The following is an 18461-nucleotide window of genomic DNA, read 5'->3' on the forward strand; positions in this document are numbered from 1 at the left end:
CTGTCGTGTTGTGACGAGCGACCTCCTGGCCCCGACCACGCGTCGTCCGCGGCCGCGGTATGCGCTGCGCGGCCTCGTGGTGGGAGCCGTGCTGGCCGCCGCACTGCTGGTGCTGCGGCTGGTGTCGGCCTCGTGGAGCGCGGATGCGGTGCCCGACCGCATCCGGGATTTCGTGACGCTCTCGGTGAGCGTGGTGATCGAGTCGCTGCCATTCGTGTTCCTGGGCATCCTGATCTCGGTGGTGGTGCGGTTCTGGGTTCCCGACCGGGTGATCCACCGCATCATGCCGCGGAACCCGGCCCTGCGCCGCGTGACCATCTCGCTCGTGGGCGTGCTGCTGCCCGTGTGCGAGTGCGGCAACGTGCCGCTGGCGCGCGGGTTCATGATGAAGGGCTTCAGCGTTCCGGAGGCGATGACCTTCCTGCTCGCCGCGCCCATCCTCAACCCCGTCACCATCGTCACCACGTACCAGGCCTTCGGCTGGAACGACGGCATCCTGATCGGCCGGATCGCCGGCGGTTTCGTGATCGCGAACCTCGTGGGCTGGCTGTTCAGCCGGCATCCCCAGCCGGAGCTGCTGCTGACACCCGCCTTCGAGGAGGCGTGCCGCATCGGCGACGAGCAGCCAGGGCACGAGCACGGCCGGGCCGGACAGGTGGCCCGGTTCCGCCGGGCCGTGGTGGCCTTCACCGAGGAGACCTCGACCATGCTGCCGGCCCTCATCGTGGGTTCGGCCATCGCGGGCGCCATCCAGGTGGGGCTCTCGCGCGACGTGCTCACCGCGCTCGGCAGCAACCCGATCTGGTCGGTGCTCGCGCTGATGGTGCTGGCGTTCGTGATCGCCATCTGCTCGAACGTCGACGCGTTCTTCATCCTGGCCTTCGGGTCGACCTTCCTGCCCGGCGGCGTGGTGGCGTTCCTCGTGTTCGGCGCCATGGTCGACGTGAAGATGATCACGCTGCTGCGCACCACCTTCACCACCGGCGCGCTGGTGCGGCTCGTCGCCGTGGTCGCCCTGGCCTCCCTCGCCCTCGGATTCGGAGTGAACCTTCTTGCGTGATCGACTTCTCACCCGCTGGCGCGGCATCCTGCTCAGCCTGATCGGGATCGTGGCCATCGTGTGGCTCGCGGCCACCGGTCAGCTGGGCCTCTACATCCACCCGCGGTACTACGAGTTCACGGTGATCATGGCCGTGATCGCCGGGGTGATGGTGCTCGCGGCCTTCGCCATCGTGCCGACGTCGACCGACGCCGATCACGACCACGCCCACGAACCCGAGCACGACGGCGAACCGCACGCGCACGCCGCGCCCCTGTCGACTGCTGCTCCGGATGCGCCGCGGCGACGCCGCGACCTCCTCTGGGCCGGCGCCGCCGCGCTCGTCGTGGTGGGCACCACCGTCGCCCTGCTCGTGGTGCCGCCCGCCACCCTCACCACCGCCACCGTCGACCAGCGCGACCTCAACGCCTCGGCCGCCGTCACCGACACGGGCGCCACCGAGAACCTCGTGGGCAGCGACACGGCGTCGTTCACCATCAAGGACTGGGCCTCGCTGCTGCGTCAGGGCGCCGGCCAGGACTACTTCGCGGGCAAGACGGCGACTCTCACGGGCTTCGTCACTCCCGACCCAGACGCTCCCGACGACGTGTTCTACGTGGCCCGGTTCGTGGTGACCTGCTGTGCCGTCGACGCCCAGCCCGTGGGCGTGCCGGTGTACCTGCCGGGCTGGCAGAGCACCTACGCCGTCGACTCCTGGGTGACCGCCAGCGGCGGTTTCGCACCGAACCCCAGCACCACGAGCAAACAGGCCATCGTGTTCGAGCCGGCCTCGATCGAGGCCGTGGCGCAGCCGTCAGAGCCGTACGTGTACTGATGCCGCGCGAGTCCCAGAACGAGAACCTGAGGCCGGCCACCACCCGGCGTGGGCGCATCCGGATGCGGCGCTTCGACCGAGCGGTGATCGCCACCCTCGCCGTGCTCGCCCTCGCGGCGGCCGGCCTCGGCACCGCGGCGGTGCTGCGAGGCCCGAAGCTCGACGCCGGCTCGGTGAACCTCGCGGCCACCATCACCCGCCCCGAACAGCGGCTGGTGCTGCACGCCGATCAGGCGCTCGAGCCCGTCGACACGGCGCAGGTGAGTGTGACACCGGAGGCTCCTTTCACGGTCGAGAGTTCGGGTGCCGACGTGACGGTCACCTTCGGAGGAATTCTCGACTACGCCACCGACTACGAGGTTCGGGTGGGCGGGGTGCAGGGGTCGTCGACCGGTCTGAGCGGCTCGCTTGACTACCGGTTCACCACGCCCGACGTCGACGTATACAGCCTGCTGCGCCGCGGGGGAGCGGCAGCCGGTTCCGACAAGCCCACCGACCAGATCCTCCGCTCCGGGCTGTCGACGGCCGCCGGGTCGAGCAGCGAGGTGGTGTTCGAGGCGCCCCGCATCCAGCAGTACGCCGTGGCCGGCGACGCCTTCGCGGTGGTGCTGCTGGACGATCAGGGTGCGAGCACGCTCGCCGTGTCGCAGGCGGGCGCGACGCCGGCGACGGTGTTCACCCCGCCCGGTGGGCGCATCCAGAACCTGCACGCCTCGACCACGGCGGGGTTGTTCGGCTACACGGTGAACGGCGGCACGGATTCGACCGGTCGGACGTACCAGAACACCCTGTTCACGTTCGACCCCCTCGACGCCAGCGGCAAGGCGAAGGAGGTGACCGGGTTCGACGGGGCGCCGCTCAGGGTGGTGGACTGGCAGTTCGTGCCCGGCAGCTCGGCGCTCGTGGCTCAGAGCACCGACCAGCAGTTGTACCTGATCGACCCGCTCGGTTCGGCCGGGCCCACCCCGCTCGGGCGGCACGTCGAGATGCGCGACTTCCTCGCCGGGGGGCTCAAGCTCGTGGTGGCCGACCCGGCGGGCACCTCCACCATCGACCTGGGCACCGGCGCCGTGGAGCCGCTGACCCAGCCCGTGCCCGAGGTCGACCCGGCGCTGTACCCGTCGGCGGTGGCGACGCTCGCGAACGGGGCCACCGTGCGGCAGTACGACGAGGTCGACTACTCCTCGGGGTCGGCCGCGCAGAGCTCGGTCATCCTCTACGCCGACGGTTCCGCCACGCGCGAGCTGTACCGGCCGGCGGCTGCCGGGTCGCGCATCCGGGGCTTCTGCGTGTCGCCGAACGGGCAGTACCTGGCGGTGGAGACCATCGGCGCGTCGGCCGTGGGCGACGGGTACGCCCTGCCGGGGTACTCCGACATGACCACCTACTTCGTGCGCGTGGTCGACGGGGCGGTCACGCGGGGCGTGCCGGGGTTCCAGCCCGACTGGTGCGAGTAGGGGCGACGGATGCGGCTTCGCCGGCGGCTCTCGCGCACCGGCAGGCAGGCCTCGGGTGGCGGCCGGTCACCAGCCCGCGCGGCTGCGGCGGTCTTTGAGGGCGCGTCGACGTTCGCGCCAGGGCAGGGCGGCGATGCGGGCGTCGTCGAGCTCCCGGGCCTCGCGGGCGGCGCGCACCCGGGCCTCGCGGCGGTTGCGCCAGGCGGCCACCTCGGCGTCGACGTCGCGGGTGCCGGTGACCACCGGCGGCCCGCCCTGCAGCTGGCGGCGGGCCTCCACCACCCGGCGGTTGAAGTCGTTCAGCAGGTCTCGCACGGCCTGCTCGGAATGCTCGGCGTCGATGCGGTCGCCGAGCTCGGCGTCCTCGGTGCGCAGCGTGAGCGCGGGTGGGCCCAGCCCGGTGAGCCGTTCGCGTTCGATCTTCTGGCGGATCCACCAGTCGGGGTGGTAGCTCCGCCCCAAGCCCGTCAGGGGTCTGCCGGCGCCCGGCAGATCGTCGAAGTCGCCGCGCAGCATGGCCTGCTGGATCTGGATCTCGACGAAGTGGGCCCGCTGCTGCATCGTGGGGCGGCCGGCGTCGGCGGCATCCGTGTCGTCGACGCCGCTCTCGTTGCCGGTGCCGCCGGCCCGGTAGCGGGCGGCCTTCAGTCGCGGGTCGGCGACCCGCTCGGCGGCTGGCTGGTTCTCGTCGTTCACGGTTGGTTCCAGCGTAGGCCGCCGAGCCGTCGCAATCCGCCCTTTCACGCGGGCGGAAGGGCGGATTGCGACGGCTCGACGGTCGACGCCGGGTGGGCGGACGGTCAGCGGCCCGCGAGGGCGGCGGCAGCGCTGAGCCAGCGGCGGTGCTGATCCCAGGGGTCGGGGGCGCCGCCCCGGAGCACGTCGATGTGGGCCAACAGCTCCGGATGCTCGAAGAACCACTCCCGCCCGGCCCGCTGCTCGGCGAACTCGGCGTGCCGTTGCTGTTCGAGCCGGCGGTCGCCGCGCTCGAACGCGAGCAGCTCCTCGTAATGCAGCTGCGCGAGTCTGGACCGCGGGTTGGCCGAGGTACCGATCTTGATGCGGCCCCGCGACCGGATGTAGTAGACCACGTCGACGCGCACGGGCCGCGCATCCGGGTCGGGGTGCTCGCCGTGCCGCCACTCGCACGCGGCGCACAGCCACCCCGACGGGTACCGCACGCCCAGCCGCGACCCGCAGGCGAGGCAGGGTGAGGGCAGCACGTCCGTGACCCCCACGCGCCCCGCCGTCCACTCCGCGGCGAGCAGCAGATGCTCTTCGCACAACCCCAACCCCGCGGCCGCATCGGCGGGCTTCGCGCACCGTTGCCCGCCGCCGGCGCTGTCAGGCGGTCGGTGGGCGGCATCCGTGTGCGAGGCCGTCGGCTCGGGTGCGAGGGCTCCGCAGCGGATGCCCGTTCCGGGGAACTCCCCGGGTTCCGTCGCGCGGGTCTCCGCGCGTGCGGGCGCCGGGTGTTCGGCTGGAGTGGTGCGGTCGGTCATGATCACCTCGTGGGCGACTGTACGAGGTGCCTCCGACACGGCATCGCGCCGCCGTGGCTGCCTGGCGGTCGGTGCGCCGAATCCGTGCGCGTGGCCGTCGGCTCGGGCGCGGGGCGCTGGCGGCCGGGCGAGCCGCGGGGGCAGAGTCGCCGGGGGCCGCGGGGGCAGAGTCGCGGGGGCCGAGTCTCGGGGCCCACATCGGGGGCCCGGCGTCGGTGGGGGCCGATAGCGTGACCGCGGGGCGGCCACTCGGCCGTCAGGAACTGTGAGGGAGGAGTGCGGGTCGTGCCGGAGAGCATCGACGCCTGGTGGGCGCGGCGCCAGCGCTCGAAGGAGCGCGAGGTGCCGTACGCCGTGGGTACGTTCCGTGACGACTGGGCCCAGTTCCCGGTTCTCGTGCACCAGTACCACCCCGATCTCAACCGCGAGATCACCCTCACCCAGGTGCCGCCGGCCGCCGACGTGTACCTCACCTGGCAGTGCGACACCGGCCACGTCTTCGTGGCCACTCCCGCCGAGCAGCGCTCGCGGCCGGGCGGTGTGCGCCGCCGTTCGGTGTGGTGCCCGGTGTGCTCCGAGCTCGCGGCCCCCACGCGGGTGCGCCTCGCTCCGATGGCGCCCCACGTTCCGCCGGAGCCCCGCCGTGAACCGGAGCCCGAGGCGGGTGCGCCGCACGGAACGTCTCGTCGGCCGGGCACTCCGGCGCCGGCCAGGGCGGGTGCGGGTGCAGTCCGGCGGGCGCGAACGACCACCGCTCCGCGGCGCAGCACGGGCGGGATCGTGCGCCTCGCCGAGGTGCCGTTCGCCGTACCCGTCGTCGTCCGGCCGGAGCGAACGGCTGGAGCGCCGCAGGAGCTCCAGCATCCGGCGCCACCCTCGGTCGCCCCGAGACCGAGCCCGAGCCCGAGCCCGAGCCCGACAGACGGCGCAGTCACCAGCGCGGCGGCGTCGGCAAGCGAAGACGTGCGCACCGACCCGCGACGACGGCCGGGCGAGGCCTTCCACAGCGCCCGGGCACCGCGCACCTCCTCGGCTGCCGAGGCCGATCTGCGGCAGCGGCTGGCCGCGCGCTTCGACCTCGATCTCTCGCCCGAGCGGGCGAACGCCGTCGCCGTGAACCGGCCGTTCTTCGGCCGCATCGAGGTGTGGCCCGATATCGTGATCACCGAGCTGCGCGTGGCGATCGAGTACGACACGGTGGGCCGCTTCGGGCTCGAGCACGTGGGCCCGCGCGAGCAGACCGACCGCCGAAAAGACCGGATGCTCCGCGCCGTCGGCTGGGAGGTCGTGCGCGTGCGCTGTGGCCGGCTTCAGCCGATCGGGCCGTTCGACCTGGTGGCGTCGGGGGTGACCGACAAGGCCGTCGACGCGCTGATCGAGCGCCTGCGAGCGGCACGCGGCGACCTGTTCGTCAACGCCTATCTGCGCTGAGCCGCCCGCCGCCGCATGAGCAGTCCCGCTGCCAGCGTCGCCACGAACACCAGCCCCACGAACACCACCAGCGCCACGATCGGCGACACCACCGCCAGCGCCGCCCCCACGCCGAGGGCCGGCACCGCGAGCCCGGCGTACGCCACCAGGAAGATCAGCGCCAGCGTCTCGCCCTTCCGCGCCGGATCGGCCAGCGACACGGCCGTGCCGAGGGCGCCCTTGAACAGCAGCCCCACACCGACCCCGGCCGTCACTCCACCGATCAGGAACACCGCCAACGCCGGCAGCAGAGCCCCCGCGGCCACCAGGAGCAGGCCGGTGCCGCACCCGATCACGGCGATCGTGAGCTGGGTGCGCATCCGGAGCTTCACCAACGCGAGCTGCCCGGCCGCCGCCGCCGCGAACACCGAGAACGAGGTCGCCCCGGCGAGCAGGTGGTCGGGCGAGTCGAAGGTCACCACGAGGAACGTGGGCGCGAGGGAGGAGAACAGCCCGAACACCGCGAACCCCGAGAAGGCGCCGAACGCCGCCACCGCGAAGGCCCGCCCCGACCCTCCGGGCACCGAGAGGCGCTGCGGCCGATACCGCGGCCGGTCATCGCCGGTGGGCACGTCGACGGTCTCGGGCACGAGCAGCAGCACGAGCGCGGCGACCAGCAGCACCACCAGGAAGACCAGGTGCGGCAGCATCAGCGGGTCGGGCAGGAACTCGGCGAACAATCCACCGATCAGCGGCCCCAGCGCGAGCCCGCCGAGGTTCGCGGCCCCCGACACCGAGGCGGCCACGATGGCGTTCTCGGAGGGTTTCGCCCGGGCCCGCAGCTCACCCAGGTGCGCGGTGGCGGTGGCGGTCAGGATGCCGATGCTCGCCCCGTTCACGAACCGCGCCACGAGGAGCCCCGGCACCTCGGTGAAGAACAGGAACAGCACCGCCGACAGCGCCGACACGAGCACCGCCACCAGCAGCACCCTCCGGCGGCCGAGCCAGTCGCTCACGTGCCCGGCGAGGTAGAGGCTCACCATCACACCGACCGCGTACGCCGCGAAGATCGCCGTCACCACGAACGGCGGAAACCCGTCGCGCTGCTCGTACAGCGGATACAGGGGGGTGGGCACGGTGGAATAGGCCATCACCAGCAGGAACGTGACGGCCACGATCCAGAAGCCGGCCCCGTGGCCGACGCGACGGTGCCGAGCGGTGTCGACGGATGCGGGTGTCGCGCTCATCCGAAGGTCTCCGCCAGGTACCGGTGCACGAAGGTGACGGCCATCGCACCCTCGCCCACCGCCGAGGCCACCCGTTTCACCGAGTTCTGCCGCACGTCTCCGGCGGCGAACGAACCGGGAACGCTGGTCTCGAGATAGAACGGTGCCCGGTCAAGCGGCCATGCCCCGAGATCGGCGGGCCCGAGATCGGGCCCCGTCACCAGGAAGCCGAGGCGGTCTCGCACGATCGGGGTGGCCGCCGCCCACTCCGTGTCGGGGTTGCCGCCGATGCAGATGAACACCCGGGATGCCGCCACCTCCTCCGTCTCGCCCGTGCGGGTGTTCTCCAGGGCCAGCCCGGCGAGCGAGTCGTCTCCGCGCAGGGCGGTGATGCGGGTGTCGAGCCGGATGTCGACGTTCGGCTGCACCCGCACCCTCGACTCGAGGTACTGCGAGAGCGTGTCGCTGAGGTTCGGGCCGCGCACGAGCATCGTCACGTGCGCGGCGTGGGCCGAGAGGTTCATCACGGCCTGCCCGGCGGAGTTTCCGCCGCCCACCACGAACACCTCCTCGCCCGCACAGTCGGGTGCCTCGGAGGTGCCGGCCCCGTAGTACACGCCGAGGCCGAGCAGGTCGTCCTCGCGGTCGAGCCCGAGTCGGCGCCACTCGACACCGGTGGCGCAGATGTTCGAACGGGCCGCGAGGGTGCTGCCGTCGGCCAGGCGCACGTGGATGCGGTGGTCTCGGAACTCGCCCTGCACGCCCTCCCGCATCATCAGCAGTTCGGCCCCGAAGTCGACGGCCTGCTGGCGGGCCCGCTCGGCGAGGTCGGCGCCGGCGATGCCGTGCGGGAAGCCGAGGTAGTTCTCGATCAGGCTGCTCGAACCCGCCTGCCCGCCCACGGCCTCCCGCTCGATCAGCACCACCCTCAGTCCCTCGGATGCGGCGTAGACCGCGGCGGAGAGGCCGGCCGGCCCGGCTCCGTAGATCGACAGGTCGTACTCCTGCAGTTTCGGCGCCGTCACCCAGCCGAGCCTTTCCGCGATCTCGGCGATACTCGGATCGCTGAGCCTCGAGCCGTCGGGGAGTACCACCACCGGCAGCCCCGCCTCGGTGAGCGGCACGCCCAGCAGGCGCCGGCAGTCGTCGTCGGTGTCGAGCGTGGTCCAGGTGAAGTCGACCACGCTCCGGGTCAGGAAGTCGCGGATGGCGTAGGCATCGCGGCTGCGGCGCTCCCCGAGGAGGTGCACGGTACGCGGCACGGGGGTGGTTCCCTTCTGTGGGTCTTCGTGGCGTGGCGTGGCGGCGGCGGGTCAGGCCCTGCCGGTCGCCTCCCAGTAGCGCAGCAGCTTCAGGCACAGGTGGAGGGTGCTCCGCTGCATCCCGTCGTCCAGCGCTGCGCGCACCACGTCGGGCATGTTCTCGAGTCGGTAGTAGAGCGTGGTGCGATGGATGTGCAGCAGCTCGCAGGCCTCGCGCACGTGTCCGCAGACGTCGAGGTAGGTCTCCACCGTCGTGCGCTGCAGTTCGTCGCCCTCTACGCAGAGCAGGTGCGCGGCGGGCGAGAACGTCGCGAGCTGGCGGCGGTCGCCGATCACGGAGGTGAGCAGCGCCCAGGCACCGAGCTCGGTGATGTCGGCCCCCGGCCCGAGCTGGGGCAGCGCGGAGACGATGGCCGCCGCGGTGCAGGCCTGGTCGACCGCCACCTGCAGGTCGTCATCGGTGCGATCGTGGTGCGCCGTGCCGATACCCGACACCCGCACTCCGCAGCGCTCGGCCTCGCGGGCCACCGCCTGCTCGAACTGGCCCCGGTCGCCGTCGCGCCCCACCAGCACGAGCGCCTCGCCGCACTCGCCGAGGTACGCGGCGCCCAGGGCGCGCGATGCACCGAGATGCCGCCCGAACGCCTCCCGCTCGACCGTGGAGAGCTGCGGGTCCACCGTCACCGCCCGCACCACGGTGCCCGCACCCCGCTCGATCCACCGCTTCGCCACGGCGTCGGCGAACGCCCGCCGCCTGGTCGAGGGTTCAGCCGACAGCAGTCGCCGCAGCACCGCCGGGCGGCTCGTGGCCTCACCGGGGGAGTCTGTGGCCAGGATGCCCCGCAACAGCGACCCGGCAGCCTCGATGGCCGTGTAGTCGCCGGCGGTCAGCGGCGGCAGGCCACCGGTGATCAGCCACAGCACCGCCAGAGGGCCGGAGTCGTCGCGGATGGGTACCGCCAGCCGCTCGCGCCCGCCGAACGGGGTGAGCTGGATGGTCATCGGCTGGCGGGCCTGGTTGACGTGCAGCCCCTCGAGGTACTCGCGGTACTCGTGCGGGGTCGAACGCTGCAGCAGACTCGTGGCGCGCACCTGGTCGATCTCGTCGCCCTGGGCGCTTGCCGCGAGGGGCCGGTAGGACAGGTCGTTCACGACGACGGAGCGGCCGATCGACTCGGCGAGTTCGTCGACGACGTCTTGCAGCTTCATGCCGAACAGGAGGTCGAGGCGGTTGTCATGGCCCCAGGCTAAAGACGGCAGGCCCGCCGACGCGTGTCCCTCCCGCTACCACTCTGACGGTCCCTCCGGAGACCACCCTGAGCGAGGCTGTCAGCGCAGCCATCGCCGGGTCAGCGGGCGTCGGCCAACTGCTCCTGCCAGTCGTCGGGCAGCCGATCGGCGGGGCCGGGCACCGACTGCGCCGCGGGGTGACTCTGCGGATCGGCCAGTCGCGGCCCGTCGGTGTAGTCCTCGCTCCGGTAGTCCCAGAACCAGTCCTCACCCGGCTCGAAGCTCTGCATCACCGGATGTCCGGTCTGCTGCCAATGGCCGGTCGCGTGGCGGTTCAAGGAGTCGTCGCAGCAGCCCACGTGCCCGCAGAGCGCGCAGCGCCGCAGGTGGACCCACCAGCTGCCCTCCGCGTCGCACTCCACGCATCCGGTGCCGCTCGGCGCCACATCGGGATCGATCGTCTGCTCTGCTGGCGTCATCCGCTGGCCCTCCCGTATCGATCTGACGCCTCGACGCTACGCCGCCGCCGTGGCGGGTGGAAGGGCCGCGGTCGAGCAGATGTCCGACGATCGTCGAGAAAGATCGAGCCGGGCAGACGACACGGCAGCCGAATTCTGCTCTAATGGAGTGACCATTCCATAACCCGTGTCATCCGCCAGGAGCGACGAGACGGTGCCGGCCCCGAGGAGCACACGTGATTGCCGCATCCACACGGGGAGCCGGCCGGGGGCGGCGCTCGCCGCGGCGCCGGATCGGCGTGCTCGTCTTCGACCAGGTCAAGACCCTCGACTTCGTGGGGCCCGCCGAGGTGTTCCTCGAGGCGAACCAGCGCATCGACAGCTACGAGATCGTGCTGATCTCGCCCGACGGCGGCGACATCACCACCTCGATGGGTATGCGGGTGGGGGTGTCGGTGTCGGCGGCCGAGGCCGGTGAACTCGACACGCTCGTCGTGCCCGGCAGCGAGCGGGCGCTCGAGGTGTTCACCGATCCCGCCCTGCTCGAGGCGGTGTCGCTGCTCGCGGCCCGTTCGAAGCGGATCGCGTCGATCTGCAGCGGAGCCTTCGGGCTCGCCGCTCTCGGCCTTCTGGACGGACGCCGCGCAGTGACCCACTGGAAGTTCACCGAGCGGCTCGCGGCCGGCTACCCCGACGTGTCCGTGGAGGCCGACGCGATCTTCATCAAAGACGGCAACGTCTTCACCTCGGCGGGGGTGGCGGCCGGCATCGACCTGGCGCTCGCACTCGTCGAAGACGATCTGGGGCCCGACGACGCCCGGGCGGTGGCCCAGCTGCTCCTGGTGTACCTGCGCCGTTCGGGCGGGCAGTCGCAGTTCTCGGCCTCGCTCCGGGCGTCTGCCCCCCGAACCCCGGTGGCCCGGGCGATCGCGGAGTACGTCGCCGCCGATCCGTCCAGACCGAGCAGCATGCGCGATCTGGCGGCGCACGCCAACGTGAGCCCGCGGCACCTCGCCCGGGTGATGCGGGAGGAATTCGGCACCACCCCGGCCGCCTACGTGAACTCGATGCGCCTGGATCTCGCCACCCGCTACCTCGAGTCGGGCGCATCCGTCGCCCGTGCCGCCGCCGACGCGGGCTACCGCTCACCCGACGCTCTGCGCCGCGCGTTCACGGCCCGCCTCGGGGTGACACCGTCGGAGTACCAGCGGCGTTTCCGGTCGGCGCACCGGGAATCGGGCTCGGAGGCGGCAGTGCTCGACCTGGACTCCGCCGGGCGTCTCGCACCCCTGCGGGACGAGATCGAGCACGCGAGCGCCTGACACCCGCGACCTGGACGAGATCTCAGGCGGCCCGCGTGCGGATGGCGGCGGCGGCAGCGGCCGCGATCCCGTGCAGCCGTGACGGCTCGATGCCGATGCGGCTGAGCTGAATGAGACCCTGCGACACCAGCACGACATGCGCACCGAGAGCCTCGGCCGCGCGCGGGTCGGAGCCGAGGTCGAGCCGGCCCGCGTCGACCGCCTGCCGGGCGCGACCGGCCATGGCGTCCTCCATGCGCCGGATGCTCGCCTGAGCGAGATCCAGCACCTCGGGGAATCGACCGGTGAGATCGGCCAGGCTGTTGAGCATGAGGCATCCCCGCCGGTCGTCGTGCGAGGTGCAGTCGCTCACCACGTCGTCGAGGTAGCGTTCGACCGCCTCGCTGAACGGCGCGCCGTTCGAGCCGCCCAGCGACCGTTCGACGAGTTCGACCCGGCCGTCGCAGTACCGCGAGAAGACCGCCAGGAACAGGCCCAGCTTGCTGCCGTAGGCCGCGTAGATGCTGCCGTTGCCCACGCCGGATTCGGAGGAGATGTCATCGATGGAGGTGCGGTCGTAACCGCCCTGCCAGAAGGCCTCGAGAGCGCACGCCAAGAGCCGCTCTTCGTCGAACCGGCGAGGTCGTGCCATGGCACAACGCTACAGGCTCACCCGGGCGGCCTGTGACTGCTCCTCGACCCGCCGCCGCAGCAGGGTGTTGGCCAGCTCGGCCGGAGTGCCGGGGTCGGCGTAGAACACGGTGAGGAAGTAGCCGGTGTCACCCGGGATCTCGAGGGTCTGCCAGCGGAAGTGCACCCAGCCCACCGGGTCGACGTAGGTGGGGGAGACACCGGAGATCTGCGGATGCGCGTCGTGCCGGCTCCACATGGTGCGGAACTCCCGGTCGGCCACCGCCAGGGTGCCCACGATCTGCTGCAACCGGGGGCTGAAGGGATCGCCGTGGTAGCGCAACGATGCGATCAGGGTGCTGGCGGTGGGCCGCCACACCTCGTCGGGCTCGCGGGGCGCCTCGGTGAACACGGCCGTCAGCAGGTTCACGCCCGGTTCGAAGTAGCCGGGCGCCATGGCCCGGGCGAGCGGATTGGCGGCCACCACGTCGTGGTTGCGGTCGGTCACGTACGCGGCGGTGTGCGACCACTGACCCATCAGCGCCAGCACCTCGGATCCCGGTTCGGCCGGCTCCCGTGGAGAGCGCTCTCTAGGGAGGAATTCCGGTCGGGCGAGCCTCATCAGATGGGTGCGGCCGTCGTCGTCGAGCTGGAGGGCCCGCGCGAGTGCCCCGAGCACCTGGTCGGAGGGCTGGTGGTCGCGCCCCTGCTCGAGCCTGAGGTAGTACTCCGAGCTGATCCCGGCGAGGCGGGCGACCTCTTCCCGGCGGAGCCCTGACACCCGGCGGCCGGCCTCCCGGTACAGGCCCACGTCTTCCGGCTGCACCAGATCGCGGCGAGCCCGCAGGTACTCGGCGAGAAGCGATCGATCGCTCACATCGTCTCCTCACCCGCGCGTCGTCGGCCCGTCGGAGGGCGACCGCACCGAGGCGGAGCCGCCGTGGCCGGAGCGGTGGTGGCCGCTCACTTCGATGGTGTCGTACCCCGCGATCGAGCGCGAGCCCGGGCTGGTGTGTTTCAGGCCCACTTTGCGGCGTTTACGGACATGCTGTGCACCGGTGCGGCCGACACCACATTTCACCCTTTTGGGTCAACGAACATTGACCCGACCGTGGTAGGCAGGACAGGCACGTGATGAGAGGAGGGCCGATGCACGAACTGCTGGCCGATGACGCGCCGCACACGGGCCAACTGCTCGACGGTCGCTACCGGCTCGAATCCCGCGCGGGCGAGGGCGGGATGGCCACGGTCTACCGCGCGGTCGACGAGCAGCTGGGCCGCACGGTGGCCATCAAGGTGTTCCGGCCGGGTGCGGCCGAGACCTCCGATCTCGAACGCACCCGTTTCGAGACCCGGGTACTCGCCTCGCTCAACCACCACGCACTCGTCACCCTGTACGACGCCCGCGTCGAGGACACCGATCACGCCTACCTCGCCATGGAGTTCGTCGACGGGCCAACCCTTCGCGCGCGGATCGCCGAGGGCCCCGTGCCGCCGGCCGATGTCGCCGCCATGGCCTTCGACCTCGCCGAGGCCCTGCACGTGGTGCACGACGGCGGCGTGGTGCATCGCGACATCAAGCCGTCGAACGTGCTGCTGCGCCCGAGCCGAACCCCGGGGCCGGCGTTCCGGGCGACGCTCGCCGACTTCGGCATCGCCTACCTACTCGACAGCACCCGGGTCACGCTGCCCGGCACGATCATGGGCACCGCCGCCTACCTCAGCCCCGAGCAGGTACGCGGTGCGGCCCCGGCTCCGGCCGCCGACGTGTACGCGCTCGGCCTGCTGCTGCTCGAGTCGCTCACCGGCCGCCGCGCGTTCCCGCAGACCGCGACCCACGAATCCCTGATGGCAAGGGTGTCGTCGAGCCCCGTCATCCCGGGCGAACTGGGGTACCGCTGGAAGTCGCTCCTCACCGCGATGACGGCGACCCGGCCCGAGCAGCGGCCGACCGCGCTCGAGGTGGCGGTGGCCGCACGCGCCATCCAGCTCGCGCAGCACGCGGCGGGTGACGGAGCCGGCGACGACGGAACCGACGACGCAGACGCCACCGGAGCGATCGCGGTCACATCTGCCGGACGCGGGGATGCGGCGGCACCCACCCTCAAATCGCCCGCCCCGACCGCTCCGACGCGGGTGGCCCCGGCCGTCGCCGGCCCCACGGCACCCACACTCGTGGCGGCCGTCGCGCCGGACGCCGCACCCGCGACCCCCACGCGCCGATCTCGGCGCCACACCTCGCGGGCCCGCACGCGCCTGCTGGCCGTCTTCATCGGACTGCCGGCGGCGGCAGTGGTCATCGCCATCGCGGTGGTGCTCGGCCTGAGCGCGATCGATGGCCCGGCCGCTCCGGCCACGCCCGTGCTGCCGAGCCTCGAGCAGCCGCTGCAGGACGATCTGCAGCAGCTGCTCGATGAGGTCTCGCCGTGAGCGGGCGGGGCGTCGTGCGTCGACCGATCCACGCGGCCGCGCTCTCCGTGGCCCTCTGTTCCGCGCTGGTGCTGAGCGGATGCACGACCGCGAACACCGCGATCGAGTCGTCGGTGGCCGCCGGTCTGCAGAGCAGCGTCGTGACGGTGGGGCAGCTCGCGGCGTCGGGGGACCGCGCCGGGGCGCTGGCGGAGCTCGACGCGCTGGCGGCCGAGGTCGAGGGCGCGGCCGCGGACGGATCGGTGAGCGACGAGCGGCTCACCGCCATCCGTTCGTCGATCGCCCAGGTGCGGGCCGATCTCGAGACGGCGTCGCCGGCGCCCGCCGAGACCGCGCCAGCCGAGACCGCGCCAGAGGAGACCGCGCCGGAGGAGACCGCACCGGAGGAGACCGCACCGGTCGAGCCCACCGAGGTGGCCCCCGTCGACAGCGGCGACACCGGAAGCGGCGGCGACGACGGCACCGGCACCGGCGGCGAGGGGAACGGCAACAACGGCAATGGCAACAGCGGCAATGGAAACAGCGGCAATGGAAACAACGGGAACGGCAACGGAAACGGCAATGGCAAGAAGAAATAGGGTGGCGGCATGAGGCAGGCCCGTCATTCGGTGGTCGTACCGGTGCCCATCGCGGCCGCGTACAAGCAATGGATCGACGTGGAGTCGTTCCCGCTCTTCTTCCACCCGGTGAGCTCGGTGTCGCAGACGGCGGAGGCCTACACCCACTGGGTGGTCACCGTCGGCCGGATCGTGCGTGAGTTCGACGCCGAGATCGTCGAACAGATCCCCGACGACCACGTGACGTGGCGCACCATCGGCGGCGACCTGGCGTTCACCGCCCGCGCCGACTTCGTCTCCGACGGCGACGGTTCCACCCGGGTCACGCTCACCGTCGACTGGGATCCGGGATCTGCGGCCGAGCGTGCGGCCGCGGCGGTGGGCGTCGACGGCCGGGTGGTGCGATCGGCTCTGCGCTCGTACGCGCGGTACCTCGAGAAGACGGGCGGCCCCAAGGGGCGTTCCCACGTCACGATCCGGTCGGTCGACCGGGAGGATCCGCCACCGGCGAACGCGCCCCGCTGACGGGTTGCCGTGGCGGGCGCTGACGGGTGGCCGTGAGCGCCGCGGGCCCCCATGCGGTGCGGTGCACCCCGGGGTACGTTGGCGAACATCGCCCGGCCAGATCGTCGCGGCGTGGAACAGGAGCAGCATGAGCAGGGGAGTAGCCGTCGTCACCGGGGGCACCGCAGGGCTCGGTCGCGCGACCGTTCGCGCATTGGCCCGCCGCGGCTGGGACGTGGCGGTGCTCGCCAGAGGCACCGACGGGCTCGACGCCGCCGTCGAGGAGATCGAGGCCTACCGTCGCCGCGGACTGGGCGTCGTGACCGACGTGGCCGACCGTGAGGCGGTGGAGCGGGCGGCCGACGAGGTGGAGCAGAAACTCGGCCCGATCGACCTCTGGGTGAACGACGCCATGGTGGGGTCGTTCGCGGAGTTCCTCGACACCGATCCCGAAGATTTCGAGCGCGCCACGGCCGTGAACTATCTCGGATTCGTGAACGGCACCCGCGCGGCACTGTCGCGGATGGTGCCCCGCGAGCGCGGGCACGTCATCCAGGTGGGCTCCGCCCTCGCGCACCGCGGCATCCCGCTGCAGGCGGCGTACTGCGGGGCCAAGCACGCCGTGCAGGGATTCACCGAGTCGGTGACCACCGAGCTCATCCACCGGGAGAGCCCGGTGCGCGTCTCGACGGTCGACATGCCCGCCATGAACACCATCCAGTTCAACTGGGTGAAGTCGGCTCTGCCGCACCACCCGCAGCCGATGGACACCATCTTCGAACCCGAGGTGGGCGCGAGCGTCATCGCGCACGTCGCCGAGCATCCGCGTCGTCGCACCTGGGTGGGCGGGCCCACCGCCAAGACGGTGATCGGCAACCGCTTCGTGGCCGGCTTCCTCGACTGGTACCTCGCCAAGACGGGGTACGACGGCCAGCAGGCACCGGAGAAGACCGAGCCGATGCTGCCCACCAACCTCTACGAGCCGACCCCTGGAGACCAGGGAGCCCGGGGCATCTTCAGCGACCAGGCGACCACGCGGTCTCTGGAGGTCTGGTACATCCTGCACCGGCCCCTCGCCATCGGCATCGCGAGCGTCGGCGCCGCGTTCGGGCTCGCGGCTCTCGGCACCGCGGCCAAGGCGGTTCTCGGAGGGCGCCGGTGAGCACGCCCGACGTCATCGTGGTGGGGGCCGGGCCCAACGGGCTCTCCGCCGCCGTCACCCTGGCCAGGGCAGGCCTCGCGGTGCAGGTGCACGAACGCAACTCCACCATCGGCGGCGGCGCACGCACGGCCGAGACCACCCTCCCCGGGTTCCTGCACGACCTCTGCTCGGCCGTGCACCCGATGGCCCTCGCCTCGGGGTTCTTCCGCCGGTTCGGGCTCGACCGGCGCATCGAACTGGTGGTGCCTGAGATCTCCTACGGGCATCCGCTCGACGGCGGGCAGGCCGGCATCGCCTACCGCGACGTGCGCCGTACGGCCGAGCACCTCGGCGCCGACGGCCCGGCGTGGATGCGGCTGATGGGCCCCCTGGCCGACGAGGCCGACCGGGTCGCGCAGTTCGCCGGGTCGCCGTTGCTGCGCATCCCCGCGCATCCGGTCACCGCGGCCCGTTTCGGGCTGCGCGCGCTGGAGCAGGGCTCGCCGCTGTGGAACCTTCGGTTCCGGGGTGAGGTGGCACCGGCCATGCTCACCGGTGTGGCCGCGCACTCCATCCTCCCGATGCCCGGGCTCGCCACGGCCGGAGCGGCGCTGGCGCTCGGCAGCTACGCCCATGGCCGGGGCTGGCCCATCCCGATCGGCGGGAGTCAGGCGATCGTCGACGCCATGGCCGACGACCTGCGTGCCCACGGGGGCGAGATCGTCACCGACTCCGAGGTCACGAGCCTCGACGCGCTGCCGCCGGCCAGGGCCGTGCTGCTCGACGTGTCGCCGCGGGCCCTGGCCCGCCTGGCCGGTGATCGACTGCCGTCACGGTTCGCCCGACGGCTGGAGCGTTTCCGGTACGGCAACGCGGCCGCCAAGGTCGACTTCGCGCTCGACGGTCCCGTGCCGTGGCAGAACGAGCTCCTCCGTGCAGCCGGCACGGTGCACGTGGGCGGCAGCCGGGCCGAGATCGCGGCGGCCGAGGCCGAGGTGGCCCGTGGCCGGCATTCGGAGTCGCCCTATGTGCTGGCGGCACAGCCCTCGATCGCCGACCCCTCCCGGGCGCCGGAGGGCAAGCACGTGCTCTGGACCTACATGCACGTGCCGCACGGCTCGACCCTGGACCCCACCGAGGCCATCACCCGTCAGATCGAGCGGTTCGCTCCCGGGTTCCGCGACCTGATCCTCGCCTCGTCGAGCCGCACCGCGCTGCAGCTCGAGGAGTACGACCCCAACTACATCGGCGGCGACATCGCGGCCGGAGCCGCCGACTTCCTGCAACTGGCCGGCCGGCCCCGGTTCTCGCTCAACCCGTGGTCCATGCCTGCCCGAGGGGTCTACCTCTGCTCGTCGTCGACCCCGCCGGGCCCCGGCGTGCACGGATTGGCCGGCTGGTACGCCGCCCGTCGCGCCCTCGCAGCGGAGTTCGGCATCCTCTCCCCACCCGCACTCGGCCGATCGGAGCAGTGACCGC

Annotated in this window: 19 protein-coding genes; 10 read left to right on the plus strand and 9 right to left on the minus strand. The window is 72.2% G+C overall.

Features of this window, described 5'->3' with window-relative positions; genetic code table 11:
* Positions 1 to 10 precede the first annotated feature (10 nt).
* The 3 genes from ACEXOR_RS13145 to ACEXOR_RS13155 are packed head-to-tail and all read left to right on the plus strand — an operon-like array spanning position 11 to position 3331.
* A complete protein-coding gene (locus ACEXOR_RS13145) occupies positions 11 to 1060 on the plus strand; it encodes a permease (RefSeq protein ID WP_374850117.1) in 1050 nt (349 codons plus the stop codon).
* A complete protein-coding gene (locus ACEXOR_RS13150; RefSeq protein WP_374850118.1) occupies positions 1053 to 1874 on the plus strand; it encodes a TIGR03943 family putative permease subunit in 822 nt (273 codons plus the stop codon). Before ACEXOR_RS13145 ends, ACEXOR_RS13150 begins: the two co-directional genes overlap by 8 nt.
* Positions 1874 to 3331: a hypothetical protein gene (locus ACEXOR_RS13155; protein WP_374850119.1), complete on the plus strand. Its 1458-nt coding sequence runs from the start codon at positions 1874 to 1876 to the stop codon at positions 3329 to 3331. Before ACEXOR_RS13150 ends, ACEXOR_RS13155 begins: the two co-directional genes overlap by 1 nt.
* 66 nt (positions 3332 to 3397) lie before the next feature.
* On the opposite strand, the gene ACEXOR_RS13160 is transcribed toward ACEXOR_RS13155, so the two are convergent.
* Both ACEXOR_RS13160 and ACEXOR_RS13165 read right to left on the minus strand, forming a co-directional pair.
* Positions 3398 to 4027: a DnaJ family domain-containing protein gene (locus ACEXOR_RS13160; protein ID WP_374850120.1), complete on the minus strand. Its 630-nt coding sequence runs from the start codon at positions 4025 to 4027 to the stop codon at positions 3398 to 3400.
* Positions 4028 to 4131: 104 nt separating this feature from the next.
* Complete coding sequence (locus ACEXOR_RS13165) at positions 4132 to 4833, minus strand: GIY-YIG nuclease family protein (RefSeq protein ID WP_374850121.1); 702 nt, start codon at positions 4831 to 4833, stop codon at positions 4132 to 4134.
* Positions 4834 to 5118: 285 nt separating this feature from the next.
* Here ACEXOR_RS13165 and ACEXOR_RS13170 point away from each other — a divergent pair, with 285 nt between their 5' ends.
* The gene (locus ACEXOR_RS13170; RefSeq protein WP_374850122.1) at positions 5119 to 6264 is read left to right on the plus strand and encodes a zinc-ribbon domain-containing protein; all 1146 of its coding nucleotides are present in this window, start codon (positions 5119 to 5121) and stop codon (positions 6262 to 6264) included.
* On the opposite strand, the gene ACEXOR_RS13175 is transcribed toward ACEXOR_RS13170, so the two are convergent.
* The 4 genes from ACEXOR_RS13175 to ACEXOR_RS13190 form a co-directional block, all read right to left on the minus strand.
* Positions 6252 to 7490 carry an MFS transporter gene (locus ACEXOR_RS13175; protein ID WP_374850123.1) on the minus strand — a complete coding sequence of 413 codons (1239 nt, stop codon included), beginning with the start codon at positions 7488 to 7490 and terminating at the stop codon, positions 6252 to 6254. The genes ACEXOR_RS13170 and ACEXOR_RS13175 overlap by 13 nt on opposite strands.
* The gene (locus ACEXOR_RS13180; protein ID WP_374850124.1) at positions 7487 to 8731 is read right to left on the minus strand and encodes an NAD(P)/FAD-dependent oxidoreductase; all 1245 of its coding nucleotides are present in this window, start codon (positions 8729 to 8731) and stop codon (positions 7487 to 7489) included. Before ACEXOR_RS13180 ends, ACEXOR_RS13175 begins: the two co-directional genes overlap by 4 nt.
* Before the next feature lie 51 nt (positions 8732 to 8782).
* The gene (locus tag ACEXOR_RS13185; RefSeq protein ID WP_374850125.1) at positions 8783 to 9940 is read right to left on the minus strand and encodes a PucR family transcriptional regulator; all 1158 of its coding nucleotides are present in this window, start codon (positions 9938 to 9940) and stop codon (positions 8783 to 8785) included.
* Between the two features lie 140 nt (positions 9941 to 10080).
* Positions 10081 to 10440 (minus strand): UBP-type zinc finger domain-containing protein, encoded by a 360-nt coding sequence (locus ACEXOR_RS13190; RefSeq protein ID WP_374850126.1) that lies wholly within the window; start codon positions 10438 to 10440, stop codon positions 10081 to 10083.
* A gap of 215 nt (positions 10441 to 10655) precedes the next feature.
* On the opposite strand from ACEXOR_RS13190, the gene ACEXOR_RS13195 reads away from it, so the two are divergent.
* Positions 10656 to 11741: a GlxA family transcriptional regulator gene (locus ACEXOR_RS13195; RefSeq protein ID WP_374850127.1), complete on the plus strand. Its 1086-nt coding sequence runs from the start codon at positions 10656 to 10658 to the stop codon at positions 11739 to 11741.
* A gap of 22 nt (positions 11742 to 11763) precedes the next feature.
* On the opposite strand, the gene ACEXOR_RS13200 is transcribed toward ACEXOR_RS13195, so the two are convergent.
* From ACEXOR_RS13200 to ACEXOR_RS13210, 3 genes are read right to left on the minus strand one after another with little or no spacing between them, the layout of a single operon-like run.
* Complete coding sequence (locus ACEXOR_RS13200) at positions 11764 to 12372, minus strand: TetR/AcrR family transcriptional regulator (protein ID WP_374850129.1); 609 nt, start codon at positions 12370 to 12372, stop codon at positions 11764 to 11766.
* A 9-nt stretch (positions 12373 to 12381) separates the two neighbouring features.
* Positions 12382 to 13227, minus strand: a complete 846-nt coding sequence (locus ACEXOR_RS13205) for a helix-turn-helix transcriptional regulator (protein ID WP_374850130.1) — start codon at positions 13225 to 13227, stop codon at positions 12382 to 12384.
* Positions 13228 to 13236: 9 nt separating this feature from the next.
* Positions 13237 to 13377: a hypothetical protein gene (locus tag ACEXOR_RS13210; protein WP_374850131.1), complete on the minus strand. Its 141-nt coding sequence runs from the start codon at positions 13375 to 13377 to the stop codon at positions 13237 to 13239.
* Between the two features lie 122 nt (positions 13378 to 13499).
* Here ACEXOR_RS13210 and ACEXOR_RS13215 point away from each other — a divergent pair, with 122 nt between their 5' ends.
* From ACEXOR_RS13215 to ACEXOR_RS13235, 5 genes are all read left to right on the plus strand, one after another.
* Complete coding sequence (locus ACEXOR_RS13215; protein ID WP_374850133.1) at positions 13500 to 14780, plus strand: serine/threonine-protein kinase; 1281 nt, start codon at positions 13500 to 13502, stop codon at positions 14778 to 14780.
* On the plus strand, positions 14777 to 15358 hold the full coding sequence (locus ACEXOR_RS13220; RefSeq protein ID WP_374850134.1) for a hypothetical protein: 582 nt from the start codon (positions 14777 to 14779) through the stop codon (positions 15356 to 15358). The genes ACEXOR_RS13215 and ACEXOR_RS13220 overlap by 4 nt, the downstream gene beginning before the upstream one ends.
* Before the next feature lie 9 nt (positions 15359 to 15367).
* The gene (locus tag ACEXOR_RS13225; protein ID WP_374850135.1) at positions 15368 to 15862 is read left to right on the plus strand and encodes an SRPBCC family protein; all 495 of its coding nucleotides are present in this window, start codon (positions 15368 to 15370) and stop codon (positions 15860 to 15862) included.
* A gap of 127 nt (positions 15863 to 15989) precedes the next feature.
* A complete protein-coding gene (locus ACEXOR_RS13230; protein ID WP_374850136.1) occupies positions 15990 to 17003 on the plus strand; it encodes an SDR family oxidoreductase in 1014 nt (337 codons plus the stop codon).
* Entirely contained in the window at positions 17000 to 18457 is a 1458-nt protein-coding gene (locus ACEXOR_RS13235) for a phytoene desaturase family protein (RefSeq protein ID WP_374850137.1), read from the plus strand. The genes ACEXOR_RS13230 and ACEXOR_RS13235 overlap by 4 nt, the downstream gene beginning before the upstream one ends.
* Positions 18458 to 18461 lie beyond the last annotated feature (4 nt).

Source organism: Herbiconiux liangxiaofengii (assembly GCF_041927335.1).
In the GTDB taxonomy this organism is placed as follows: domain Bacteria; phylum Actinomycetota; class Actinomycetes; order Actinomycetales; family Microbacteriaceae; genus Herbiconiux; species Herbiconiux liangxiaofengii.